This window comes from Streptomyces sp. NPDC058308, assembly GCF_042880275.1.
Classification (GTDB): Bacteria; Actinomycetota; Actinomycetes; order Streptomycetales; family Streptomycetaceae; genus Streptomyces.
Window position 1 is genome coordinate 76,614 of record NZ_JBHVZA010000001.1, and the last position, 24,435, is coordinate 101,048.

A 24,435-nucleotide genomic window follows, 5' to 3' on the forward strand; every position below is an offset into this window, starting at 1 on the left:
ATCAAGAAGGCAGTTCTCGGTCGATCAGCTCGAAGAGTTCGTCGTCCGATGCGGAATCGAGGTCTCCGTCCTGGCCCGCCCCGCCGACGGCATCACCCGCCCCGCGCGCACCGGTCGCGGCGTCGTCCAGGCGCCACAGCAGACTCTGCAGCCGTGCCGCCAGCCTCCCGCGGGTGTCCTCGTCGTGCGCGTGTCCCGTGATCGCCGTCTCCAGCTTGTCCAGCTCACCGAAGAGCGGCGCTGCCGGATCGGCCCCGGCGGGACAGAGCTGTGTGCGCAGCTCGTCGGCGGTGGCCGACGGGGTGGGGTGCCGGAAGATGAACGTGGCGGGCAGGCGCAGGCCGGTGGCGGCGGAGAGGCGGTTGCGCAGTTCGACCGCGGTGAGCGAGTCGAAGCCGAGGTCCTGGAAGGGGGCATCGGCACGCACGGCGTCGGTGCCGGTGTGCCCCAGGACCGCCGCCGCGTGCGTCCGCACCAGGTCGAGCAGGGTGCGGTGCTGTTCGTCCGCGGTCAGCGCGGACAGCTTCCCGGCCCAGTCGATGTCCTGCCGGACGGTGGAGGCCGTCGGCCGCGCGGAGCCCCGGCCCCCGGCGAACGCGCGCAGGAGAGCGGGTAGGGACGTGGCGGGCCGGCCCGCCATGACACGGGTGTCGAGGTCGGCGGCGACCAGGTGGGCGCGGCCGTAGTGGCGTGCGGCGTCCAGGAGGGCCAGGCCGTGTTCGTTGGTCATGGCCTTGACGCCGATACGGCTCATCCGGGCTACGTCGGTGTCGCTGAGGCCGCCGGACATGCCCTTGCCGCTGCCGTCTGCTGCCGGGCCGTCCGTCGTGTCGTCCGTCGTGTCGTCTGTCGGGGTGTGTGCGTGGGTGTGCGAGGCCTCCCACCGGCCCCACCCGACGGACAGGCCTGCCAGCCCTTGCGACCGGCGGTGCTGCATCAACGCATCGCAATAGGCGTTCGCGGCAGCATAGTTGGCCTGCCCGGGGCTGCCGAGGGCCGCGGCCGCCGAGGAGAACACGATGAAAATTCCCAGCCGCATCCCACAGGTGGCCTCGTGCAGGTTCCTCGCGGCGGCGGCCTTGGCTGCCCACACCCGCGCCAGCCCTTCCGGCGTCTGCGCGGTCACCACCGCATCCGCCAGCACACCCGCCGCATGCACCACACCGGTCAACGGATGCGAGGGATCGGTCTTGCCCACCAACTCCGCCACCGATTCCGCGTCCCCGACATCGGCCGCGACGATGCTGACCTCAGCGCCCAACGCGCGCAGTCTGTCGACCAGTTCGCTCCCGCCCGGCGCCTCGGGGCCGCTCCGGCTGGCCAGCAGCAGGTGCCGCACACCCCACTCCCGCACCAGATGCTCGGCCACCACCTGCCCGAGCACACCGGTACCACCAGTGACCAACACCGTGCCCTCAGGATCGAGGGCAGGCGCAATCTCCAACACCAGCTTGCCGGTGTGCCTGGCCTGACTCATGAACCGGAACGCCTCCCGCGCCTTGTCCAGCGGCCAGGAACGTACCGGCAGCGGGTCGAGGGCACCGGAGGCGAACCTCTCGCCCAGCTCCCGCATCATGACCTCGATGCGGTCGGGCCCGGCATCGGTGACGAGGTCGTAGACGGTGTAGCTGACGCCCGCGTACTGCTCGGCCACGGCCTCGGGGGTTCGCAGGTCGGTCTTGCCCATCTCCAGGAACCGGCCGCCGTCGCCGAGCAACCGCAAGGAAGCGTCGATGAACTCACCGGTGAGACTGTTGAGCACGACATCGACGCCACGCCCACCCGTGGCCTCCCGTATGACGTCCTCGAAATCGAGATCCCGGGAAGACGCACGGTGCGCGGCATCGACACCCATCTCCTCCAGTACGGAATGCTTGGCCGGACTCGCCGTGGCGAACACCTCGGCACCCAGATGACGGGCGACCTGCACCGCCGCCATCCCCACACCACCCGTACCGGCATGGATCAGAACCCGCTCCCCCGCCTTGAGGCGGGCCAACTCCACCAACCCGTACCAAGCCGTCAGATACGCGACGGGCATACCGGCCGCTTGCCGCATGTCCCAGCCTCGCGGGACCGGCGCCACCATACGTGTGTCGGCGACGGCCATGGGGCCGAAGGAGCCGTGCAGCACACCCATGACGTGGTCGCCGACCGACAGGCGGGTGACATCGGGACCGACCTCCGTCACGACACCCGCACCTTCGCCGCCCAGCCCGATCTGGCCCGGGACCATACCGAGGCTGACCAGGACGTCACGGAAGTTGATGCCCGCGGCGTGGATGTCGAGACGAACCTGACCGGGGGCGAGAGGTTCCAGGAGGTCCGGGCAGGCTACCGGGGCCACGCTCTCCAGCGTCTCGGCACTTCCCTTGTCCAGACGCCAGGCACGCTCGTCGGATACTGCGACCAGCGCGCCACCGGTCGCGCGGACGAGCCGGGGCACAAGCACCTTGCCTTCGCGCAGGGCGAGTTGGAATTCGTCGTGGTCCTCGATGGCTGCACGCAGTAGGGCCTGCGGCAGGTCGTCGACCTCCGCGCCGCTGTCACCGGCCTCGACGTCGAGCAGGGCGAACCGGCCCGGGTTCTCCGACTGCGCACTGCGCACCAGACCCCACACCGCCGCCGCCGAGGCATCCACATCACCGCTGCCGTCCGCGGCCACCGCACCCCGTGTCACCACCAGAAGACGCGACTCGGCCAGCTCCGACGCCGCCAAGAACTCCTGCACCAGCGCCAACACCCGCTCAACGACCGGAAGACCGTCACCGGCCGAGACGTCGACGGGGGCGATGACAGCCCATGGCGCCTCGCCACCTGCCTGCATCGCGTCGGCCAGACCGGCAACACCGTCCGTTAGCCGGACCCAACCCCTGCCATCTCCGCCATCCGCCCCCGCGTCCGTCTCCGCATGCGTCCGTGACGGCGGGAGCGGAGTCCAGTCCACCGCGAACAAACCCTCATCACGTACCTGTTGGGACTGCAGCTGTCCGATGTCGGCGGGGCGCATCGTCACCGAGCCGACGCTCAGGACGCTCACCCCTGTGCCATCGGTGACCAGGACCCGCACTTCCCGCTCGGCTTCGTCGTGCTCTCCGGGCGACAGACGCACCCGTACGGTGTCCGCGCCTGCGGCCCGCAAAGAGACCTGATTCCAGGTGAACGGCAACCAGATCTTGTCGTCGCCCTGTGGCTGCCCGGGCCAGTCGAGCAGCAGGGCGGGGTGGAGGATGGCGTCCAGGAGGGCGGGGTGGATACCGTAACCGTCGTGCGGTCCGGCGGCCTCGGGCAGCGCCACCTCGGCCAGCAAGTCCTGCCCGTCCCGCCATACGGCGCGCAGGCCCTGGAACGCCGGACCGTACGCGTAGCCCGTATCGGCCACCCGCTCGTAGAAGCCGGTGAGGTCGACGGGGGTGGCACCTGTCGCGGGCCACACTCCGGCCAGCCCCTCGGTCGTGGCGGCGGAGGCTTCTGAAGCTTCGGGGGCGAGTACGCCGGTGGCGTGGCACACCCACACGTCATCGCCGGTCGCAGTCCCGGCATCCGGGCGTGTGTAGACCTCCACACCACGACGCCCCTCCTCGCCCGCCTCATCCACCACGACCTGCACCCGAAGCCCCGACGCCTCAGGCACCACCACCGGCGCCTGCACCATCAACTCCTCCACCACCCCACAACCAACCTCATCACCCGCCCGCAACACCCACTCCACCAACGCAGCACCCGGCACCAACACCGCACCAGCCACCACATGATCCGCCAACCACGACAGACCCGACCGCGACAAACGCCCCGTCAGCAGACACCCACCCCGACCCGCGAACTCCACCGCCGCACCCAACAACGGATGCCCCGCAGCCACCAACCCCAGCCCCGCCGCATCCCGACCACCACCGGACCACCCCGACAACCAGAACCGCTCCCGCTGAAACGCATACGTCGGCAGATCCACCACCCTCGGCGCCCTCACCCCACCCGAGAACAACACCGACCAGTCCACAGCCACACCAGCCACATGCAAACGCGCCAACGCCCCCACAAACGCCAACTCCTCCCCCCGCCCACCAACGAGGGAAGAGACCAGCACCGAATCGGAACGGTCGGCCTCGTCCAGGGTGTACTGGGCGGCGGTGACCAGTACGGGACGTGGGCCGAGTTCGATGAACGCCCGTGCAGTCGGCGCCACTTGGGCGATGGCAGGCTGGAACAGTACAGGCTGGCGCACGTGCCGAACCCAGTACTCCGGGCCCGCGATCTCCTCACCGGCACGCTCACCCGAAACATTACTGATCAACGCAATCGACGGCCGCCGGAACTCCACCCCACCCAACGCCTCACCGAACTCCGCCAGCATCGGCTCCATCAACACCGAATGAAACGCATGACTGACCGCCAGCGGCTTGGTCTTCCGGTTTTGATCCCGCCAGACAGCGGCGACCCGCTCCACCTCGTCCGCCGGGCCCGAAATCACCGTGGAATCCGGGGTATTGACCGCTGCCACACTCACCGCTGACCCGGCCAACTCCCCCGACAGCTCCTCGGGCGTGGCCTGCACCGCACACATCGCACCACCCTCAGGCAACCCACCCATCAACCGAGCCCGAGCCCCCACCACCCGGCACGCATCCTCCAGCGAGAACACCCCCGCCACATACGCAGCCGCGATCTCCCCGACCGAGTGCCCGACCACCACATCCGGCCGCACACCAACCGACTCCCACAACCTCGCCAGACCCACCTGCAACGCAAACAACCCCGCCTGCGCCCACATCGTGTGATCCAACCGCTCCCCCGGACCACGGAACACCGTCTCTCGCAGGGAGGCGCCCAACTCCGCGCCCAACGAAGCACACACCTCGTCGAACGCCTCCGCAAAGACCGGGAACCGCTCGTAGAGCCCAGCGCCCATACCCACCAGCTGACTGCCCTGCCCACTGAACAGCCACACTGTGTCGCCGCTCGGGGTCGCGGCGTCCTCCCGCCACTCGGTCAGGGCCGGGTGCGCCTCGCCGACGGCCAACGCGTCGAGTCCCGCCATGAGTTCGGATCGTTCCCGGCCTGCTATCACCGCGCGCTGCTCGAACAGGGAGCGTGAACGAAGCAGGGACCAGCCGACGTCCCGTACCGCAGCCGGGCCCGCCGCCACCGCATCGCTCAGTCGGCGTGCTTGGTCGCGCAGGGCCTGCGAGCTGCGCGCCGACAGCAACCACGGCACCACCGCCCCACCGTCCCCGTCGCCGCCCCCGTCACTGTCCGGGGAAACCGCACTCACCGGCTCATCCACCGGCTCGGGAACATGCTCAAGAATCAGATGCGCATTCGTCCCCGAAGCACCGAACGACGACACCCCCGCACGGCGCGGTCGAGCCCCCACCTCCGGCCACGCCACCGGCTCCGACGCCAGCCGCACCGAGCCCGACGCCCAGTCCACGTGCGGCGACGGCGCATCCACATGCAAACTCGCCGGCACCACACCATGCCGCATCGCCATCACCATCTTGATCACACCCGCAACACCGGCAGCGGCCTGCGTGTGGCCGATGTTGGACTTCACCGAACCCAGCCACAACGGCCGCTCCTCGGAGCGGCCTTGCCCGTAGGTGGCCAGCAGCGCCTGCGCCTCGATCGGATCACCCAACGTCGTCCCCGTACCGTGACCCTCCACCACATCCACATCACCAGCCGACAAACACCCACTCGCCAACGCCTGCCGAATCACCCGCTCCTGCGACGGACCGTTCGGAGCCGTCAGACCATTGCTCGCACCGTCCTGATTGACGGCGGATCCGCGCAGGACTCCCAGGACCTGATGTCCGTTGCGGCGCGCGTCCGAGAGGCGTTCCAGCAGGAGGACGCCGACGCCCTCACCCCAGCCCGTGCCGTCCGCCGCTGCGGCGAAGGGCTTGCAGCGGCCGTCGGGGGCCAGGCCGCGCTGGCGCGAGAAGCCGGTGAACACCTCGGGCGTGGCCATGACGGTCACACCTCCCGCGAGAGCGAGGCTGCACTCGCCCTGGCGCAGCGCCTGTGCCGCCAGGTGGATGGAGACCAGCGACGAGGAACACGCCGTGTCCACCGTCACCGCCGGACCTTCGAGACCCAGGGTGTAGGAGACACGTCCGGAGACCACGCTGCCGGAGCCCGCCAGCATGGAGTAGCCCTCCAGCTGGGCGTCCTGCGCCAGGCCTGCCGCGTAGTCGTGATACATGACACCGACGTAGGTGCCGGTCAGGCTGCCCTTGAGGGTCGTCGGGTCGATACCCGCGCGCTCGAACACCTCCCACGACGCCTCCAACAGCAACCGCTGCTGCGGATCCATCGCCAACGCCTCACGCGGATTGATCCCGAAGAACGCCGCGTCGAAATCACCCGCATCCGGCAGGAAGGCTCCTTCGTCGGCGTAGCTGGTGCCGGGGTGGTCCGGGTCGGGGTGGAAGAGGCGTTCCAGGTCCCAGCCACGGCCTGCCGGGAACGCGCCGACCGTGTCCACACCTGCGGCGACCAGGTCCCACAGCCCTTCCGGTGAGGTCACTCCGCCCGGGTACTTGCAGGCCATGGCGACGATCGCGACCGGGTCGTCCGTGTCGGCCGCGCGGAGCGCGACGGGGGTGGCGGGGACGGCGGGTGTCGCCGTCGGGCCGCCCAGACGGGTGCACAGGTAGGTGGCGAGGGCTTCGGGGGTGGGGTGGTCGAAGGCCATGGTGGCGGGCAGGCGGAGGCCGCTGGCCGCCGAGAGGCGGTTGCGCAGTTGCACCGCCGTGAGCGAATCGAAGCCGAGGTCCTTGAAGTTGGCCTCGGTGCGTACGTCGGATGCCGATCGGTGGCCGAGCACCGCCGCGACACACTCGCGTACGACGTCGCCGACGGCCGCGCGGCGCCCGGCCTCGTCGAGGCCCGCGAGCCGTGTCTCCAGGGCGGCTCGGTCGACGGAGGAGTCGGCTGCCGCCCTGCGCCGGGTCCGGCCCGTCAGGTTGCGCAGCATCGCGGGCATGTCGTCGCCGGTCAGGCCTCGGACGTCAATACCTGCCGCGACCACCAGAGAGGTGTGCGCGGCGGCGGTGCGCGCCGCGTCGAGGAGAGCGAGACCCTGCTCGTCAAGCAACGGCTTCACGCCGCCCGCGCGCAGTCGCGCCAGGTCGGCGTCGTCGAGGTGCCGGGTCATGGCGCTGCCGCGCGCCCAGAGGCCCCAGGCGATCGACAGACCGGGCAGACCGGCGCTGCGGCGGCGGGCCACCAGGGCGTCCACGAACGCGTTGGCGGCCGCGTACCCGGCCTGGCCCGCATTGCCCAGGACACCGGCGGCGGAGGAGAACATCACGAACAGGCCCAGCGGCAGTTCCGAGGTGGCCGCGTCCAGGTTGGCGGCGACGGAGGCCTTGGCCGCCCACACCCTGGCCAGCTGGTCGGTGGTCTGCGCGGTGACTACGGCGTCATCGAGGACACCGGCGGCATGGATCACACCGGTCAGCGGATGCGCCGCGTCCACCGATCCGATCAGCTCGGCGGTGGCCCGCCCGTCCGTCAGGTCGGCCGCGACGATCCGCACCGTGGCGCCGAGACCTGTCAGCCGCTCGGCGAGGTCACGGGCGTCGGGCGCGTCGGGCCCCTGTCGGCTGACGAGCAGCAGGTGTCGTACCGACCAGGCGCGGACCAGGTGTTCGGCGACCAGGCTCCCCATCATGCCGGTGCCGCCCGCGACGAGAACGGTGCCGTCGGGGTCGAGGGCCGCACCGGGCCGGGGTGTGGGTGTGTCGCCGTGGGGCGGGCGTGTGAGTGCGGTGGTGGCGCGGGCGAGGCGGGGGGCTTTCGGTTCTCCGGCGCGCACGGCCAACTGTGGTTCACCGGTGGCGAGGGCCCGCTCGACGGCCGCTCGGTCCGTGCCGGGCCCGGCGTCCAACAGGACGAAACGGCCCGGGTGTTCGGCCTGGGCGCTGCGGATCAGTCCCCATACGGCGGCGGCAGCCACGTCGTCGACCGCCGGCTCGTCCTGGTCTTGGTCCTGGTCGTGGTCCTGGTCTAGGTCTAGGTCTAGGTCTAGGTCTTGGTTCGGCGGCACGGCGACCGCTTGGTGGGTGATCAGTACGAGTCGGGCCTCGGCGAGGCGGGGCACGGCGAGCCAGTCCCGTACGAGGTTGAGGGTGCGCTCGGCAGCTGCCCGGCCACGAGCGTCGGCTGTCTCGTCGGCCTCGACGGTTCCGTCACCGGCTGCCGTTCCGTCCGCTGCCGCGGCCGTGGTGTCGACGAGGACGGTCGCGGGGGGCAGCGTACCCGCGTCGAGTGCGGCCGAGAGGGCCGCCAGATCCGGGTACCGGGGTATGTCGTCCCCGGCCCAGTCGGGCGCGTCCGGGCCGAGCACCAGCCAGTCGTCGTCGCTGTCCGCCCCGGCTGCCGGGGGGACAGAGGCCCATTCCAAGGTGAACAGCCCGTGGGGGCCGCTGCCCGCCCGGCCGGCCGGCCGCAGCAGTTCCGGGTCGGCGGGCCGCAGGGCCAGGGAGTCCGCGCTCAGTACGGGCGCTCCGGCGGCGTCGGCCACCGTCACACGCAGCACCGCTCCGTCGTCCTCCACCCCCTCCCCGTACGGGGCAAGACACACCCGTACGGTGGCGGCACCGGTGGCCCACAGGGTCACCCCGTTCCAGGCGAACGGCAGACGGAGCTCTCCCGCGTCGCCGGACGCGTTCGCGTCGAGCAACAGAGCCGGGTGCAACGCGGCGTCCAGCAGTACGGGGTGGAGACCGAACCCGTCGTGCGTGCCTGCCTGTTCGGGCAGCTCCACCTCAGCCAGCAGGTCCTTGCCGTGCCGCCACACGGCGCGCAGTCCCCGGAAGGACGGCCCGTACTCATAGCCTGCCGCGGCGGCCCGCTCGTAGAGGTCGCCGATCTCCACCGGCTCGGCGCCGGGCGGGGGCCACTGTTCGCCGAGCCCGTCCGGCTCATCGCCGCAATCGGGGCTCAGCGTGCCGGTCGCATGGCACGTCCAGCCCTCGTCCTGGCCCAGTTCCTCGTCGGCGTCGATGCGGGAGAAGACCCGCACGTCACGCCGTCCGCCCTGCTCCTCGGCCGCGCCGACGACCACCTGCACCTGCAGGCTGCCGGACTCCGGGAGCACGAGGGGCGCTTCAAGCGTTAGCTCCTCAAGAGTGGGGCAGTTGGCCTCGTCGGCCGCCTGCAACGCCCACTCGACCAGTGCGGCGCCGGGAACGAGCGTCGTACCCGCCACCGCGTGGTCGGCGATCCAGCCGCTACCGCTCCCACCGGCCGCCGAGAGTCGTCCGGTGAGCACCAGCGCGCCATCGGCCAGCCCGAGCACGGCAGGCAGCACTCTGTGCTCCAGCCGCCGCAGCCCGGCGGACCGCACGTCCCCGACTCCGTCCACGGGCAGCCAGTAGCTGCGGCGTTGGAAGGCGTAGGTGGGGAGGTCGACGGTACGAGGGGTGGGGTCGGCCGGGAACCAGCGGCGCCAGTTGACGTCGGCGCCTGCGGTGAAGGCGTGGGCGACGGCGCGGGCGAGCTGGGTGGTGTCGCCGTGGTCGCGGCGCAGGGTGGGGACGACGGTGGCGGCGACGTCTGCCTTCTCGATGGTCTCCTCCATGCCCAGCCCCAGCACCGGGTGGGCACTGGCCTCGATGAAGAGGCGGTATCCGTCGGCAAGCAGGGCCTTGATGGTGTCGGCGAAGCGGACCGGCTGGCGGAGGTTGTTGACCCAGTAGTCCGTGTCGAGGCGGGTCGTGTCGTCGAGGCGTTCTGCGGTGACGGTGGAGTAGAAGGCGACGTCGTCCGTGGGGGTGGGCTGGATGTCGGTGAGGCGGTCGGTGAGCAGGTCGTGGAGTTCGTCGATCTGCGGGCCGTGGGAGGCGTAGCCAACGTCGATGACCCGGGCGCGCAGGCCACGTGCTTCGGCCTCGGCGACGACGGCGGCCACGTGCTCGGGCGGACCCGAAATGACCGTGGAAGAGGGGCCATTGACGGCCGCGACGCACACCCCCGGCCGGTCACCGATGAGCTCAACCGCCTGCTCCACACCCGTGCCCAGCGACGCCATGTCCCCGTGGCCCTGGAGCTGGCGCAGGGCGTCACTGCGTACGGCCACGATCCGCGCCGCATCCTCCAAAGACAGCGCGCCCGCCACGCACGCGGCGGCCATCTCGCCCTGGGAGTGCCCCACCACCGCAGCGGGCGTGATCCCGTAGTCCGCCCACACCGCAGCCAGCGACACCATCACCGCCCACAACACCGGCTGCACCACCTCAACCCGGGACAGCGCACCCCCATCCCCCCGCAACACCTCACTCAACGACCAGTCCACATACGCGGACAGCGCCTGCTCACACTCCGCGATCCGGGACGCGAACACCGCCGACTCATCGAGGAGTTGGGCCCCCATCCCCACCCACTGCGAGCCCTGCCCCGGAAACACCAACACCGGCCCCGGACCCACATCACCCGCAACCCCGGACACCACATCCGCCGACACCTCACCCGCCGCCAACGCGCCGAGACCAGCCGTCAGCGCCTCGCGGTCATGACCCACCACGACAGCCCGGTGTTCGAGAACCGACCGGCTCGTGGCCAGCGACCACCCGATCTCGGCGGCCGAGGCAGCCGGTCGCACCCCCGAGGTGTTCGCACCCTCGGCCGCGAACTCGCGCAGCCGCCGGGCCTGTTCACGCAGCGCGTCCCCACCACGTCCGGAGACCACCCACGGAACCACCGTTGCCCCCGACGACGCGGCGGCGGGCGCAGCGGGTGCCTCCCGAGGAGGCTCCCCGGGTGCATCCTGCAGGGTCTCCTCGGGCGCCTCCTCGGGCGCCTCCTCCAGGATCACGTGAGCGTTTGTGCCGGAGATGCCGAAGGAGGAGATCCCGGCGCGGCGGGGGCGTTCGCCGCGCGACCACGAGACCGGTTCGGTCAGGAGGCGCACGCCGCCGCCGTCCCACTGGACGTGCGGGGTCGGTTCGTCGACATTCAGAGTGGCGGGCAGCAGGTCGTTCTGCAGGGCCATCACCATCTTGATGACGCCCGCCACACCTGCGGCGGCCTGCGTGTGACCGATGTTCGACTTCACGGATCCGAGCCACAGCGGCCGGTCGTCCTCGCGTTCCTTGCCGTACGTGGCGATGAGCGCCTCGGCCTCGATGGGGTCACCGAGCTTGGTTCCGGTGCCGTGCGCCTCGACCACGTCGATCTCCGACGTGGACAGGTGGGCGCTGGACAGTGCCTGGCGGATGACACGACGCTGCGAGGGTCCGTTCGGTGCGGTGAATCCGTTGCTGGCGCCATCCTGGTTGATGGCGGAACCTCGCAGCACCGCGAGGACCTTGTGCCCCTTGCGGCGCGCCTCGGAGAGGCGCTCCAGGACGACCAGACCGACTCCCTCTCCCCAGCCCGTGCCGTCGGCCGCGGCGGCGAACGGCTTGCAACGGCCGTCGGGGGCCAGGCCGCGCTGGCGCGAGAAACCGGTGAAGACTTCGGGCGTGGACATGACGGTGACGCCGCCTGCGAGAGCGAGGTCGCACTCCCCTTGCCGCAAGGCGGTGGCCGCCAGGTGCATCGCCACCAGCGAGGAGGAGCACGCCGTCTCGACCGTCACCGCCGGGCCCTCCAGGCCCAGGGTGAAGGAGACCCGTCCCGACAGGACGCTGGGCGCCGTGCCCGCGTACCCCTCGGTCGCCTTGCCGCCGGGGTCGCCCTGGGTCTGGTTGCCGGTGGTCGCGGCGCCTACGTAGACGCCGGTGGGGCTGCCCTTGAGCGAGGCGGGGTCGATGCCCGACCGTTCGAGTGCCTCCCACGATGTCTCCAGGAGCAGCCGCAGCTGTGGGCTGCTGGCCAGGGCCTCGCGCGGGCTGAAGCCGAAGAATCCGGAGTCGAACCGGTCGGGGGCGCCGATGAAGCCGCCCTCGCGGACGTAGCAGGTTCCCGGGTGGTCGGGGTCGGGGTGGTAGATGCCCTCCAGGTCCCAGCCCCGGTCGGTGGGGAAGGGCTCGATGGCGTCGTCGCTCGCGGCGACCAGCTCCCACAGGCCTTCGGGCGTCTCGATGCCGCCGGGGAAACGGCAGGCCATGCCTACGACGGCCACCGGTTCCTGGCGGCGGTTCTCCACCTCGCGCAGCCGCTGCCGGGTGTCATGCAGCTCGGCGGCGACGCGCTTGAGGTAGTCGACCAGTTGCTCTTCACTCGCCATGAGAGTTCACCCAGCCTTCAGCGTGGTTGTCGCGCCGTGCACGGTCGGTTCACACACCCAGTTCTTTGTCGATGAAGTCGAGGACCTGGTCGGTCGTGGCGACCTGGAGCTGCTCCTTCGTACTGCCGGATTCAGCCGACGCGCCGGCCGCCTTCCACTTCGCCAGAAGGGACTCCAGTCGGGCTGTGACCGCGTCGGCGTCGACGTGTTCGACGAGGGTGGCGGACAGGGCGCTCTCAAGTTTCGCCAGGTCCCGGAGGACCGGGTCGGTGGCCTCCGCACCGGCGGGTGTGTCGCCGTCGGGGGTGAGTTGCGCGCCGAGGTGTTCGGCCAGGATGTCGGCGTCCGGGTGATCGAAGACGAGACCGGCGGGCAGGCGCAGGCCGGTGGCGGCGGACAGCCTGTTGCGCAGTTCGACCGCGGTGAGCGAGTCAAAACCGAGCTCCTTGAAGGTGCTGCCCGTTGCGAGACTGTCGGTGCGGTGCCCGAGGACGGTGGCGGCCTGCTCCCTGATGAGCCTCACCAACGTGTGGTGCCGGTCGGACGGCGGCAGGGCGGCCAGCCGGCCCGCCAGGTCGGCGGGCCGCTCGCCCGTCGCGGCGGTCGGCCTGCCCTTTCCAGTCCCGTTTCCGGTCCCGGTGGGGGCGGCCAAGCCGCGCAGGAGGGCGGGCCTGGTGTGGACGGGGTGCGTGGCCAGGGTGCGCAGGTCGAGGTTGAAGCCCACGAGGTGGGGGCGGCCGTGCCGGTGTGCGGCGTCCAGCAGGGCCAGGCCGTGTTCGTTGGTCATGGCCTCGACGCCGATACGGCTCATCCGGGCTACGTCGGTGTCGCTGAGGCCGCCGGACATGCCCTTGCCGCTGCCGTCTGCTGCCGGGGCATGCGCCGGGCCGTCTGCCAGGCCGCCTGTCCGGGCGACTGTGCGGGTGTCTGTACGGGTCTCTGTCCGGATATGCGAGGCCTCCCACAGGCCCCAGCCGACCGAGAGACCGGCCAGCCCTTGCGACCGGCGATGCTGCATCAAGGCGTCGCAATAAGCATTCGCGGCAGCATAGTTGGCCTGCCCGGGGCTGCCGAGGGCTGCGGCCGCCGAAGAGAACACCACGAACATGCCCAGCCGCATCCCGCGCGTCGCCTCGTGCAGATTGCTGGCAGCAGCAGCCTTCGCCGCCCACACCCGCGCCAACCCCTGCGGCGTCTGCGCGGTCACCACCGCATCCGCCAGCACACCCGCCGCATGCACCACACCGGTCAACGGATGCGAGGGATCGGTCTTGCCCACCAACTCCGCCACCGATCCCGCGTCCCCGACATCCGCCGCGACGATGCCGACCTCAGCACCCAACGCCCGTAGCCTGTCGGCCAGTTCGGCACCTCCCGGCGCCTCGGGGCCACTCCGGCTGGCCAGCAACAAGTGCCGCACACCCCACTCCCGCACCAGATGCTCAGCCACCACCTGCCCGAGCACACCGGTACCACCAGCGACCAACACCGTGCCCTCAGGATCGAGGGCAGGCGGAATCTCCAACACCAACTTGCCGGTGTGCCTGGCCTGGCTCATGAACCGGAACGCCTCCCGCGCCTTGTCCAGCGGCCAGGAACGTACCGGCAGCGGCTTAAGCCGGTCTGAGGTGAACAACTCGCCGAGGTGGTCCAGCATCCAGCCGATGCGTTCCGGTCCGGCGTCACCGACCAAGTCGTACACGGTGTACGTCACGCCGGGGTGCTCCGAGCCAACGGCCTCGGGGGTTCGCAGGTCGGTCTTGCCCATCTCCAGGAACCGGCCCCCGTCGCCGAGCAACCGCAGGGAGGCATCGATGAACTCGCCGGTGAGACTGTTGAGCACGACATCAACGCCACGCCCACCCGTGGCCTCCCGTATGACCTCCTCGAAATCGAGATCCCGGGAAGACGCACGGTGCGCGGCATCGACGCCCATCTCCTCCAGTACGGAATGCTTGGCCGGACTCGCCGTGGCGAACACCTCAGCCCCCAGATGACGGGCGACCTGCACGGCCGCCATCCCCACCCCACCCGTGCCGGCATGGACCAACACCCGCTCCCCCGCCCGGAGACCGGCCAACTCCACCAACCCATACCAAGCCGTCAGGAACGCCGCCGGAACCCCGGCCGCCGCACTCATGTCCCAGCCCTGCGGGACCGGCGCCACCATCCGCGCATCGGCGACCACCACGGGACCGAACGCTCCCTCGAAGACACCCATGACATGGTCGCCGACCGACACACGTGTGACGTCGGATCCGATCTCCGTGACGACACCCGCACCTTCACCGCCCATGGCGCCGTAGGCGGGGACCATGCCCAAGGCGACGAGTACGTCGCGGAAGTTGATGCCCGCGGCATGCACCGACACCCGCACCTGTCCGGCCCCCAAGGGTTCGAGGACCTCCGGGCAGGCCACCGCAGCGAGATCGTCGAGCGAGCCGCCCTCCACCATCCGCAGACGCCACGCCGCTTCGCCGGGCGGTGCGACGAGTTCGGCCGAACGACGCGCCTGGGCCAGTCGGGGTATGTGGAGTTGCCCTTCGCGCAGAGCGAGTTGGGGTTCGTCGAGGTCTTCGATGGCTGCACGCAGGACGGCCTGCGGCAGGTCGTCGACCTCCGCGCCGCTGTCACCGGCCTCGACGTCGAGCAGGGCGAACCGGCCCGGGTTCTCCGACTGCGCACTGCGCACCAGACCCCACACCGCCGCCGCCGAGGCATCCACATCACCGCTGCCGTCCGCGGCCACCGCGCCCCGTGTCACCACCAGAAGACGCGACTCGGCCAGCTCCGACGCCGCCAAGAACTCCTGCACCAGCGCCAACACCCGCTCAACGACCGGAAGGCCACCCTCACCAACAGCTGTCCCGACCGGAGCGACCACCGCCCACGGCACCGTCCCACCCACCGGCACCACATCAGCCAGACCGACACCACCCGACAACCCGACCCACCCGTCACCACCGGTCGACATGCCGACCTCAGCAACCGAAACCGGTCCCGGAAGCGGCGTCCAATCCACGGTGAACAGGCCGCGCACATCCTGGTGTTGGGCCGTAGTGAGCTGACCAGGACTGACGGGGCGCGTTTGTAGAGCATCGACACTCAGCACAGGGTTGCCGGTCGTGTCGGCAACTGTGACGTTCAGCCCCTGGCTGATGCTTTTTCCGACCGGGCGCAGCCGTACGCGAACCGTCGTGGCCCCCACCGCCCGCAGGGACACTCCGGTCCACCCGAACGGCACATGAATCTGACGGTCCCCGGAGTCCTCCTGAAAACGGGCGGCGAGGAGGGGGTGGAGGGCGGCGTCCAGCAGGGCAGGGTGGATGCCGTAGCCGTCGTGGGGTCCGGCGGCCTCGGGCAGCGCCACCTCGGCCAGCAGATCCTGCCCGTCCCGCCACACCGCGCGCAGGCCCTGGAACGCCGGGCCGTACCCGTACCCGGCTTCCGCAGCCTGTGCGTAGAAGTCCTCTACATTCACGGACTCGGCACCGGCCGGCGGCCAGGTGCCGCCCAACTCCAACTCGGCTACTGCCACTGGTGCTTCGGGGGCGAGAACGCCGGTGGCGTGGCACACCCACACGTCCTCGCCGGTCGCGGCCCCGGCATCCGGGCGTGTGTAGATCTCCACACCGCGACGCCCCTCCTCGCCCGCCTCATCCACCACGACCTGCACCCGAAGCCCCGACGCCTCAGGCACCACCACCGGCGCCTGCACCATCAACTCCTCCACCACCCCACAACCAACCTCATCACCCGCCCGCAACACCCACTCCACCAACGCAGCACCCGGCACCAACGCCGCACCAGCCACCACATGTTCCGCCAACCACGACAGACCCGACCGCGACAAACGCCCCGTCAGCAGACACCCACCCCGACCCGCGAACTCCACCGCCGCACCCAGCAACGGATGCCCCGCAGCCACCAACCCCAGCCCCGCCGCATCCCGACCACCACCGGACCGCCCCGACAACCAGAACCGCTCCCGCTGAAACGCATACGTCGGCAGATCCACCACCCTCGGCGCCCTCACCCCACCCGAGAACACCACCGACCAGTCCACAGCCACACCAGCCACATGCAAACGCGCCAACGCCCCCACAAACGCCAACTCCTCCCCCCGCCCACCAACGAGGGAAGAGACCAGCACCGAATCGGAACGGTCGGTCTCGTCCAGGGTGTGCTGGGCGGCGGTGACCAGTACGGGACGTGGGCCGATTTCGATGAAGGCCCGCGCAGTCGGCGCCACTTGGGCGATGGCAGGCTGGAACAGTACAGGCTGGCGCACGTGCCGGACCCAGTACTCCCGGCTCGCGATCTCCTCACCGGCACGCTCACCCGAAACGTTACTGATCAACGGAATCGACGGCCGCCGGAACTCCACCCCACCCAACGCCTCACCGAACTCCGCCAGCATCGGCTCCATCAACACCGAATGAAACGCATGACTGACCGCGAGTGCCTTGGTCTTGCGACCCCGCTCCCGCCAGACAGCGGCGATCCGCTCCACCTCGTCGACTGGGCCCGAAATCACCGTGGAATCCGGGGTATTGACCGCTGCCACACTCACCGCAGACCCCGCCAACTCCGGGATCAGCTCCTCGGGCGTGGCCTGCACCGCACACATCCCACCACCCTCAGGCAACCCACCCATCAACCGAGCCCGAGCCCCCACCACCCGGCACGCATCCTCCAGCGAGAACACCCCCGCCACATACGCAGCCGCAATCTCCCCGACCGAGTGCCCGACCACCACATCCGGCCGCACACCAACCGACTCCCACAACCTCGCCAGACCCACCTGCAACGCAAACAACCCCGCCTGCGCCCACATCGTGTGATCCAACCGCTCCCCCGGACCACGGAACACCATCTCCCGCAACTCACCGGGCCCCACCCCCAACGACCCCTCCAACAGGCCGCACACCTCATCGAACGCCTCCGCAAACACCGGAAACCGCCCATACAACCCCGCACCCATACCCACCACCTGACTGCCCTGACCACTGAACAGCCACACGACGTCACCACCGGCACGCACGGGTGAAGCAGACGGGCCAATCAGTGCCGGATGCGGCTCCCCCGCTTCCAATGCCGCCAGTCCTGCAACCAGTTCGTGCCGCTGCGCACCCACGACGACGGCTCGGTGCTCATGCTGCGCACGGGTCGTCAGCAGCGACCACCCCACGTCGGTCAGCTGTGAGCGCGACGCATCGTCAGCGAAGTCACTCAGGCGGCGTGCTTGGTCGCGCAAGGCCTGCGGGCCGCGCGCCGACAGCAACCACGGCACCACCACCCCACCGTCGCCATCCCCGGCCCCGTCACCGTCACTGCCCGGGGAAACCGCACTCACCGACTCGGGAACATGCTCAAGAATCAGATGCGCATTCGTCCCCGAAGCACCAAAAGAAGACACCCCCGCACGACGCGGCCGACCCCCCACCTCCGGCCACGCCACCGGCTCCGACGCCAGCCGCACCGCACCCGACGCCCAGTCCACATGCGGCGACGGCGCATCCACATGCAAACTCGCCGGCACCACACCATGCCGCATCGCCATCACCATCTTGATCACACCCGCAACACCAGCAGCAGCCTGCGTATGACCGATGTTCGACTTCACCGAACCCAGCCACAACGGCCGACCCTCCGACCGACCCTGCCCATACGTCGCCAACAACGCCTGCGCCTCGATCGGATCACCCAACGTCGTCCCCGTACCGTGGCCCTCCACCACATCCACATCACCAGCCGACAAACACCCACTCGCCAACGCCTGCCGAATCACCCGCTCCTGCGACGGACCGTTCGGAGCCGTCAGACCATTGCTCGCACCGTCCTGGTTCACCGCTGAACCCCGTACGACGGCGAGTACCTGATGTCCATTGCGGCGCGCGTCCGAGAGGCGCTCCAGCAGGAGCAGGCCCACACCCTCGGAGAATCCGACTCCGTCGGCCGCGGCCGCGTACGGCTTGCAGCGGCCGTCGGGGGCCAGGCCGCGCTGGCGCGAGAAACCCGCGAACATGTCGGGGTCGGCCACGACGGAGACACCGCCCGCCAGGGCCAGATCGCATTCGCCCTGGCGCAGCGCCTGTGCCGCCAGGTGGATGGAGACCAACGACGAGGAACACGCCGTGTCCACCGTCACCGCCGGACCTTCGAGACCGAAGGTGTAGGCGACGCGGCCGGAGACCATGCTGCCGGTGCTCGCCAGATAGGCGTACCCCTCCAGTTGGGCGTCGGCCTCGGGGAACGACTTGGCGTAGTCATGGTTCATCAGGCCGACGTAGGTGCCGGTCAGGCTGCCCTTGAGGGTCGTCGGGTCGATACCCGCGCGCTCGAACACCTCCCACGACGCCTCCAACAGCAACCGCTGCTGCGGATCCATCGCCAACGCCTCACGCGGATTGATCCCGAAGAACGCCGCGTCGAAATCACCCGCATCCGGCAGGAAGCCGCCCTGGTCCGCGTAGCTGGTGCCGGTGTGCTCGGGGTCCGGATGGAAGAGGCGTTCCAGGTCCCAGCCACGGTCGGTGGGGAAAGCGCCCATCGCGTCCGTGCGGGCGTCGAGCAGGCGCCACAGGTCGTCGGCGGAGGCGACGCCGCCCGGGAACCGGCAGGTCATGGCGACGATCGCGACCGGGTCGTCGATGTCGGCCGCCGCCTGCCGCGGACGCGGTGCGACGGGTACGGGTACGGGCGCGGGCGCGGCGGCCGAGGCGCCTGCCAGACGGTGTGCAAGGTGGGTGGCGAGCGCCTGAGGTGTGGGGTGGTCGAAGACGAGCGTGGCGGGCAGCCGTTCGCCGCAGGCGGCCGAGAGGCGGTTGCGCAGTTCCACCGCGGTCAGCGAGTCGAAGCCCAGGTCCTTGAAGGCGATGTCGACCTTCACCTGAGCCGCCGAGCCGTGGCCGAGGACGGCCGCGACGTATTCGCGTACGACATCGGCGAGGAGCTGCAGGCGGCCCTCCTCGTCGAGGCCTGCCAGGCGGCCCGCGAGGGCGCCGTCCGCGAGGCCTTCGGAGGCCACGCGCCGCCGTGGCCCGGAGGCCGTGAGCGTGCGCAGCAGCGGGGACAGGCCGTCCGTCACGGCGCGCGGGTCGAGGTCGGCCGCGACCACGTACGCGCGGTCGTGGGCGCGGGCGGCGTCGAACAGCGCGAGTCCGCCTTCGTCGGTGAGGGCGGCGAATCCCGTGCGCTTCATGCGTGCCAGATCCGTCTGGCTCAGCTGCCCGGTCATGCCGCTGGTCGCCTGCCACAGGCCCCAGGCGATCGAGAGGCCGGCGAGGCCCTGGGCGCGGCGGTGCTGGACGAGGGCGTCGCAGTAGGCGTTCGCGGCCGCGTAGTTGGCCTGGCCGGGGCTGCCGAGGGAGGCGGCCGCCGAGGAGAAGACCACGAACAGGCCGAGGGGCGTCTCGCGGGTCGCCTCGTGCAGCAGCCGTGCCGCGGTCGCCTTCGCGGCCCATACCCGGGCGATGCTCTCGGGGGTCTGCGCGGTGACCACGGCGTCGTCCAGGACACCGGCAGCGTGGATCACGCCGGTCAACGGGTGCGCCGGGTCCACCGATCCGATCAGCTCGGCGACCGACTCCACGTCGCTGACGTCGGCGGCCGCGATGGTCACCTTTGCCCCCAACTCGCCCAGAGCAGAGGCCAGTTCGGTGCCGCCGGGTGCCGTCTCGCCGCGTCGGCTCGCCAGCAGGAGGTGTCGTACGCCCCACTCCCTCACGAGGTGGTCGGCCACCAGTCGGCCCAGTACCCCGGTTCCTCCGGTGATGAGGACAGTGCCGTTCGGGTCGAGGGCTTGGGTGGTTTCGACTCCGCCCTCCTCGGTCGACGGCGGCGTGGGCGCGGCGCGGACGAGCCGGGGCACACGTGTCTCGCCTCCGTGCACGGCGAGTTGCGGTTCGTCCAGGTGGGCCGCCGTCATGGCCGCGGCGAGTGTGTCGTCCGGTCCGAGGTCGACCAGCGTGAGACGGCCGGGGTGCTCCGACTGGGCGCTTCGGACGAGGCCCCATACGGCGGCGGCCGCCACGTCGACGTCCGCGTCCAGACCCACACGTACGTCTGATACGTCTGAGTAACGGTCGGCGGCGAAGGGCACCGCGCCCCGCGTCACCAGCACGAGGCGGGAGTCAGTGAGAGGCAAGGCGAGCCACGTCTGGACGAGGTCCAGGACCTGGGTGGCGAGCGCCAGGCCGTCGTCGCCCGGGGCGGGCTGGACGGGGGCGGCCACCAGCGACGGCGCCGGGCTCCCCGCCTCGACGGACGCCAGCAGGTCGAGAAGGCTTTCGGCGTCCTCGCCGAGCGTCACCCAGCTGTCGTCAGCCCCCGGGAGGGGGGCATCGTCGGGTGCGGTCCACTCCAGGTCGAACAGCCCGTGCCGGTCGTGGGCGGCAGCCGCGGCGAGGCGGCCGGTGTCGGTCGGGCGCGAGCGCAGGTCGCGCACGGTCAGCACCGGGGCGCCCACCGCGTCGGCCACGGTGATCCGCAGGCCCTGGTCGACCCGCTCGCCGAGCAGGGTGAGCCGTACCCGGATCGTGGTGGCCCGTACGGCGTGCAGTGCCACGTCGTTCCAGGCGAACGGCAGCCAGATCTGACCGGTGTCGCTCGTGCCGGTCGTGCCGGTCGTGCCGCTCGTGCCGCTCGTGCCGCTCGTGCCGCTCGTGCCGCTCGTAATGGTCGTGCCGGTCGTCTCGGTGGACGGCAGCAGCAGGGCCGCGGGCTGCAGGACGGCGTCGAAGAGGGCCGGGTGGATGCCGAAGCCCTCCGGCTCTCCGGCCTCCTTGGGCAGCGTGACTTCGGCGAGGACGTCCTTGCCGTGCCGCCACAGAGCCCGCACCCCGCGGAACGCGGGACCGTAGCCGTAACCGGCCCGGTCGGCCCGTGCGTAGAGGTCCTCGGGGTCGGCAGGTTCGGCGCCGACGGGGGGCCATACGCCGTCCAGGGCCTCCGCTCCGCCGTCCGTCGGCCCGGGCCCGAGCACGCCGGTGGCGTGGCAGGTCCAGGTCCGCGACAGCTCGAAGGCGTCGTCGTCATCGGGCCGGGAGAACACGTGGACGTCGCGTCGCCCACGTGTGTCGGCCGCGTCCACGACGACCTGGATCTGCAGGCCCCCGGAGTCGGGCAGGACCAGCGGCGTCTGCAGGGTCAGTTCCTCCAGGGCGGGGCAGCCCGCCTCATCGGCCGCCCGCAGCACCCACTCCACCTGTGCGGCGCCGGGGACCAGCGCCTGGCCCGCCACGACGTGGTCGTCGAGCCAGGTCGCGGACTGCCGCGACAACCGCCCGCTGAGCAGGTGTACGTCGCCGCTCGCCAGGCCCACGGAGGCGCCGAGGAGCGGGTGCCCGGACGCGGCGAGGCCGAGCCCGGCGGGGTCCCCGGCCGTCCCGCTGGTGGGGGCGATCCAGAACTCCTGGCGCTGGAAGGCGTAGGTGGGAAGGTCGACGGTACGAGGGGTGGGGTCGGCCGGGAACCAGCGCCGCCAGTCGACATCGGCGCCCGCGGCGAACGCGTGCGCGGCGGCGCGGGCGAGCTGGGTGGCGTCGCCGTGACCGCGGCGCAGGGTCGTCACGACGGTGGCGGGCACTTCGGCCCGTTCGATGAGTCCCTCCGTCGCCAGGTTGAGGACGGGGTGGGGGCTGACCTCGATGAACAGGCGGTAGCCGTCCGCCAGCAGCGCGTCGACGGTGTCGGCGAAACGTACCGTCCGGCGGACGTTCGTCACCCAGTACGCGGTGTCCAGGCCGGTGGTGTCGGGGAGGTGGCCACCGGTGACGGTGGAGTAGAACGCGACGTCGGTGGCGGCGGGACTGATACCGGCGAGCCCCTCGGCGAGCTCGTCCAGGATCGCGTCCAGCTGCGGTCCGTGGCCGGCGACGTCGGAGGCGACGGCGCGGGCGCGCAGGCCGCGCTCCTGGGCGTCGGCGACGACGGCGGCGATGCCCTCGGGCGGGCCCGAGACGACCGTGGAGGAGGGCCCGTTGACGGCGGCGACGACGACACCGGCATGGCCGTCGATCAGCTCGGCGGCCTGCTCCTGACCCATTCCCAGGGAGGCCATGCCGCCGCGCCCGGAGAGTTGCCGCAGCAGGACGCTGCGTCCGGCGACGATGCGCGCGCCCTCCTCCAGCGAGATCGCGCCCACAACACATGCGGCGGCTATCTCGCCCTGCGAGTGTCCGACGACGGCTGCGGGCACGACGCCCTGGTCGGCCCAGACGGCGGCGAGCGCGACCATCACGGCCCACAGCACCGGCTGGACGACGTCGATCCGCGACAGTTCCGCCCCGTCGCCGCGCAGAACGTCCGTCAGGGACCAGTCGACGTACGGGGATAGCGCCTGTTCGCACTCGGCGATCCGGGCCGCGAACACCGGGGACTCGTCGAGGAGCCGGGCGCCCATGCCCGCCCACTGTCCCCCTTGCCCGGGGAACACCAGGACGGGGCCCGGGCCCGTGGCGCCGACCGCTCCCGAGACCACGTCCGGCGTCGCCTCACCCGCAGCGAGCGACCGCAGCCCTTCCAGGAGCTCCGCGCGGTCCTTGCCGATGACCACGGCCCGGTTCTCGAACACCGACCGGGTCGTGGTGAGCGACCACCCCACCTCCACGGGCGACGCGGGCGGTGCGGGCGACGCAGCCGGTGAGGGCGCTGAGGACGACGAGGACAGCGGGTCGGCGCTCACGTGCTCGACGAGCCGTGCGGCCTGGGCCCGCAGCGCCTCCTCGCCCCGCGCCGAGACCACCCACGGCACCACGGTGTCCGTCACCGGCTCCGGTGACACGGCGCCGGCGGCGGCCTCTTCAGGCGCCGCCTCCTCAGGTCGAAGGGCCGTCTCCTCGGGTTGAAGGGCCGTCTCCTCCGGCGCTTCCTCCAGGATCACGTGGGCGTTCGTCCCCGACATGCCGAAGGCGGACACGCCTGCCCGACGCGGGCGTTCGCCGCGCGACCACGGGACCGGTTCGGTCAGGAGCCTGACGGAACCCGCGCTCCAGTCGACGTGCGGGGTGGGCTCGTCGACGTACAAGGTGGCGGGCAGCAGTTCGCGCTGCAGGGCCATCACCATCTTGATGACGCCCGCGACACCGGCGGCGCCCTGCGGATGACCGATGTTCGACTTGACCGAGCCGAGCCACAGCGGCCGGTCCGCGTCCCGCTCGCGGCCGTACGTGGCGAGCAGCGCCCCGGCCTCGATGGGGTCGCCGAGCCGGGTGCCGGTGCCGTGCGCCTCGACCGCGTCGACCTCGGCGGCGCCCAGACCGGCGTTGGCGAGGGCGGCGCGGATGACGCGTTCCTGCGAGGGGCCGTTGGGGGCGGTGAGGCCGTTGCTGGCGCCGTCCTGGTTGACGGCCGAGCCACGGATCACGGCGAGGACCTGGTGGCCGTTGCGGCGGGCGTCGGACAGCCGCTCCAGGAGGATGAGACCGGCGCCCTCGGAGAAGCCCGTGCCGTCCGCCGAGGCGGCGAACGCCTTGGAGCGGCCGTCGGGGGACAGCGCGCCCTGCCGGGAGAACTCGGTGAACGCGCCGGGTGTCGACATCACCGTCACGCCCCCGGCCAGGGCCAGATCGCACTCGCCCACCCGCAGCGCCTGCGCCGCCAGATGCATCGCGACCAGGGACGACGAGCAGGCCGTGTCGACACTCACCGACGGGCCTTCGAGGCCGAGGGTGAAGGAGATGCGGCCCGAGAGGACGCTCAGCGCGTTGCCGGTCAGAAGGTGGCCTTCCACCGTCTTGTCGGGCTGCGCGCCACCGAAGCCGAGCACTCCGGCCCCGACGTAGACGCCGGTGGGGGTGAGCTTCAGCGCCGCCGGGTCGATGCCGGCCCGCTCCAGAAGCTGCCAGGCCGTCTCCATCAGCACCCGCTGCTGCGGATCCATGGCCAGCGCCTCGCGCGGGCTGATCCCGAAGAACGACGCGTCGAAGGCGGGGGCGTCGTGCAGGAACCCGCCGCGGCGCACGTAGCTGGTGCCGGGGTGGTCGGGGTCCGGGTGGTAGAGGTTCTCCACGTCCCAACCCCGGTTGACGGGGAAGTCCCCGATCGCGTCGCCGCCCTCGCAGACGAGTTCCCACAGGGCCTCGGGCGTTCGGGTGTCGCCGGGGAAACGGCACGCCATGGAGACGATGGCGATCGGCTCCCGGGAACGCTCCTCCACCTCGCGCAGCCGCTGGCGGGCCTGGCCGAGGTCCACTGTGACCCGCTTCAGGTACTGACGGAGCTTCTCTTCGTTACTCGCCATCTAACGTCACTTC

General features: G+C 71.2%; 2 protein-coding genes. Both read right to left on the reverse strand.

Annotation, left to right across the window (positions count from 1 at the left end):
* Position 1: 1 nt before the first annotated feature.
* Positions 2-12,178 carry an SDR family NAD(P)-dependent oxidoreductase gene (locus ACFVYL_RS00245; protein ID WP_389712026.1) on the reverse strand — a complete coding sequence of 4,059 codons (12,177 nt, stop codon included), beginning with the start codon at positions 12,176-12,178 and terminating at the stop codon, positions 2-4.
* A gap of 49 nt (positions 12,179-12,227) precedes the next feature.
* Complete coding sequence (locus ACFVYL_RS00250; RefSeq protein WP_389712027.1) at positions 12,228-24,422, reverse strand: SDR family NAD(P)-dependent oxidoreductase; 12,195 nt, start codon at positions 24,420-24,422, stop codon at positions 12,228-12,230.
* Positions 24,423-24,435 lie beyond the last annotated feature (13 nt).

Bases quoted from the DNA above. Each gene is read 5' to 3' on its own strand.
- ACFVYL_RS00250 (WP_389712027.1), bottom strand. From the start codon at position 24,422: ATGGCGAGTAACGAAGAGAAGCTCCGTCAGTACCTGAAGCGGGTCACA.
- ACFVYL_RS00245 (WP_389712026.1), bottom strand. From the start codon at position 12,178: ATGGCGAGTGAAGAGCAACTGGTCGACTACCTCAAGCGCGTCGCCGCC.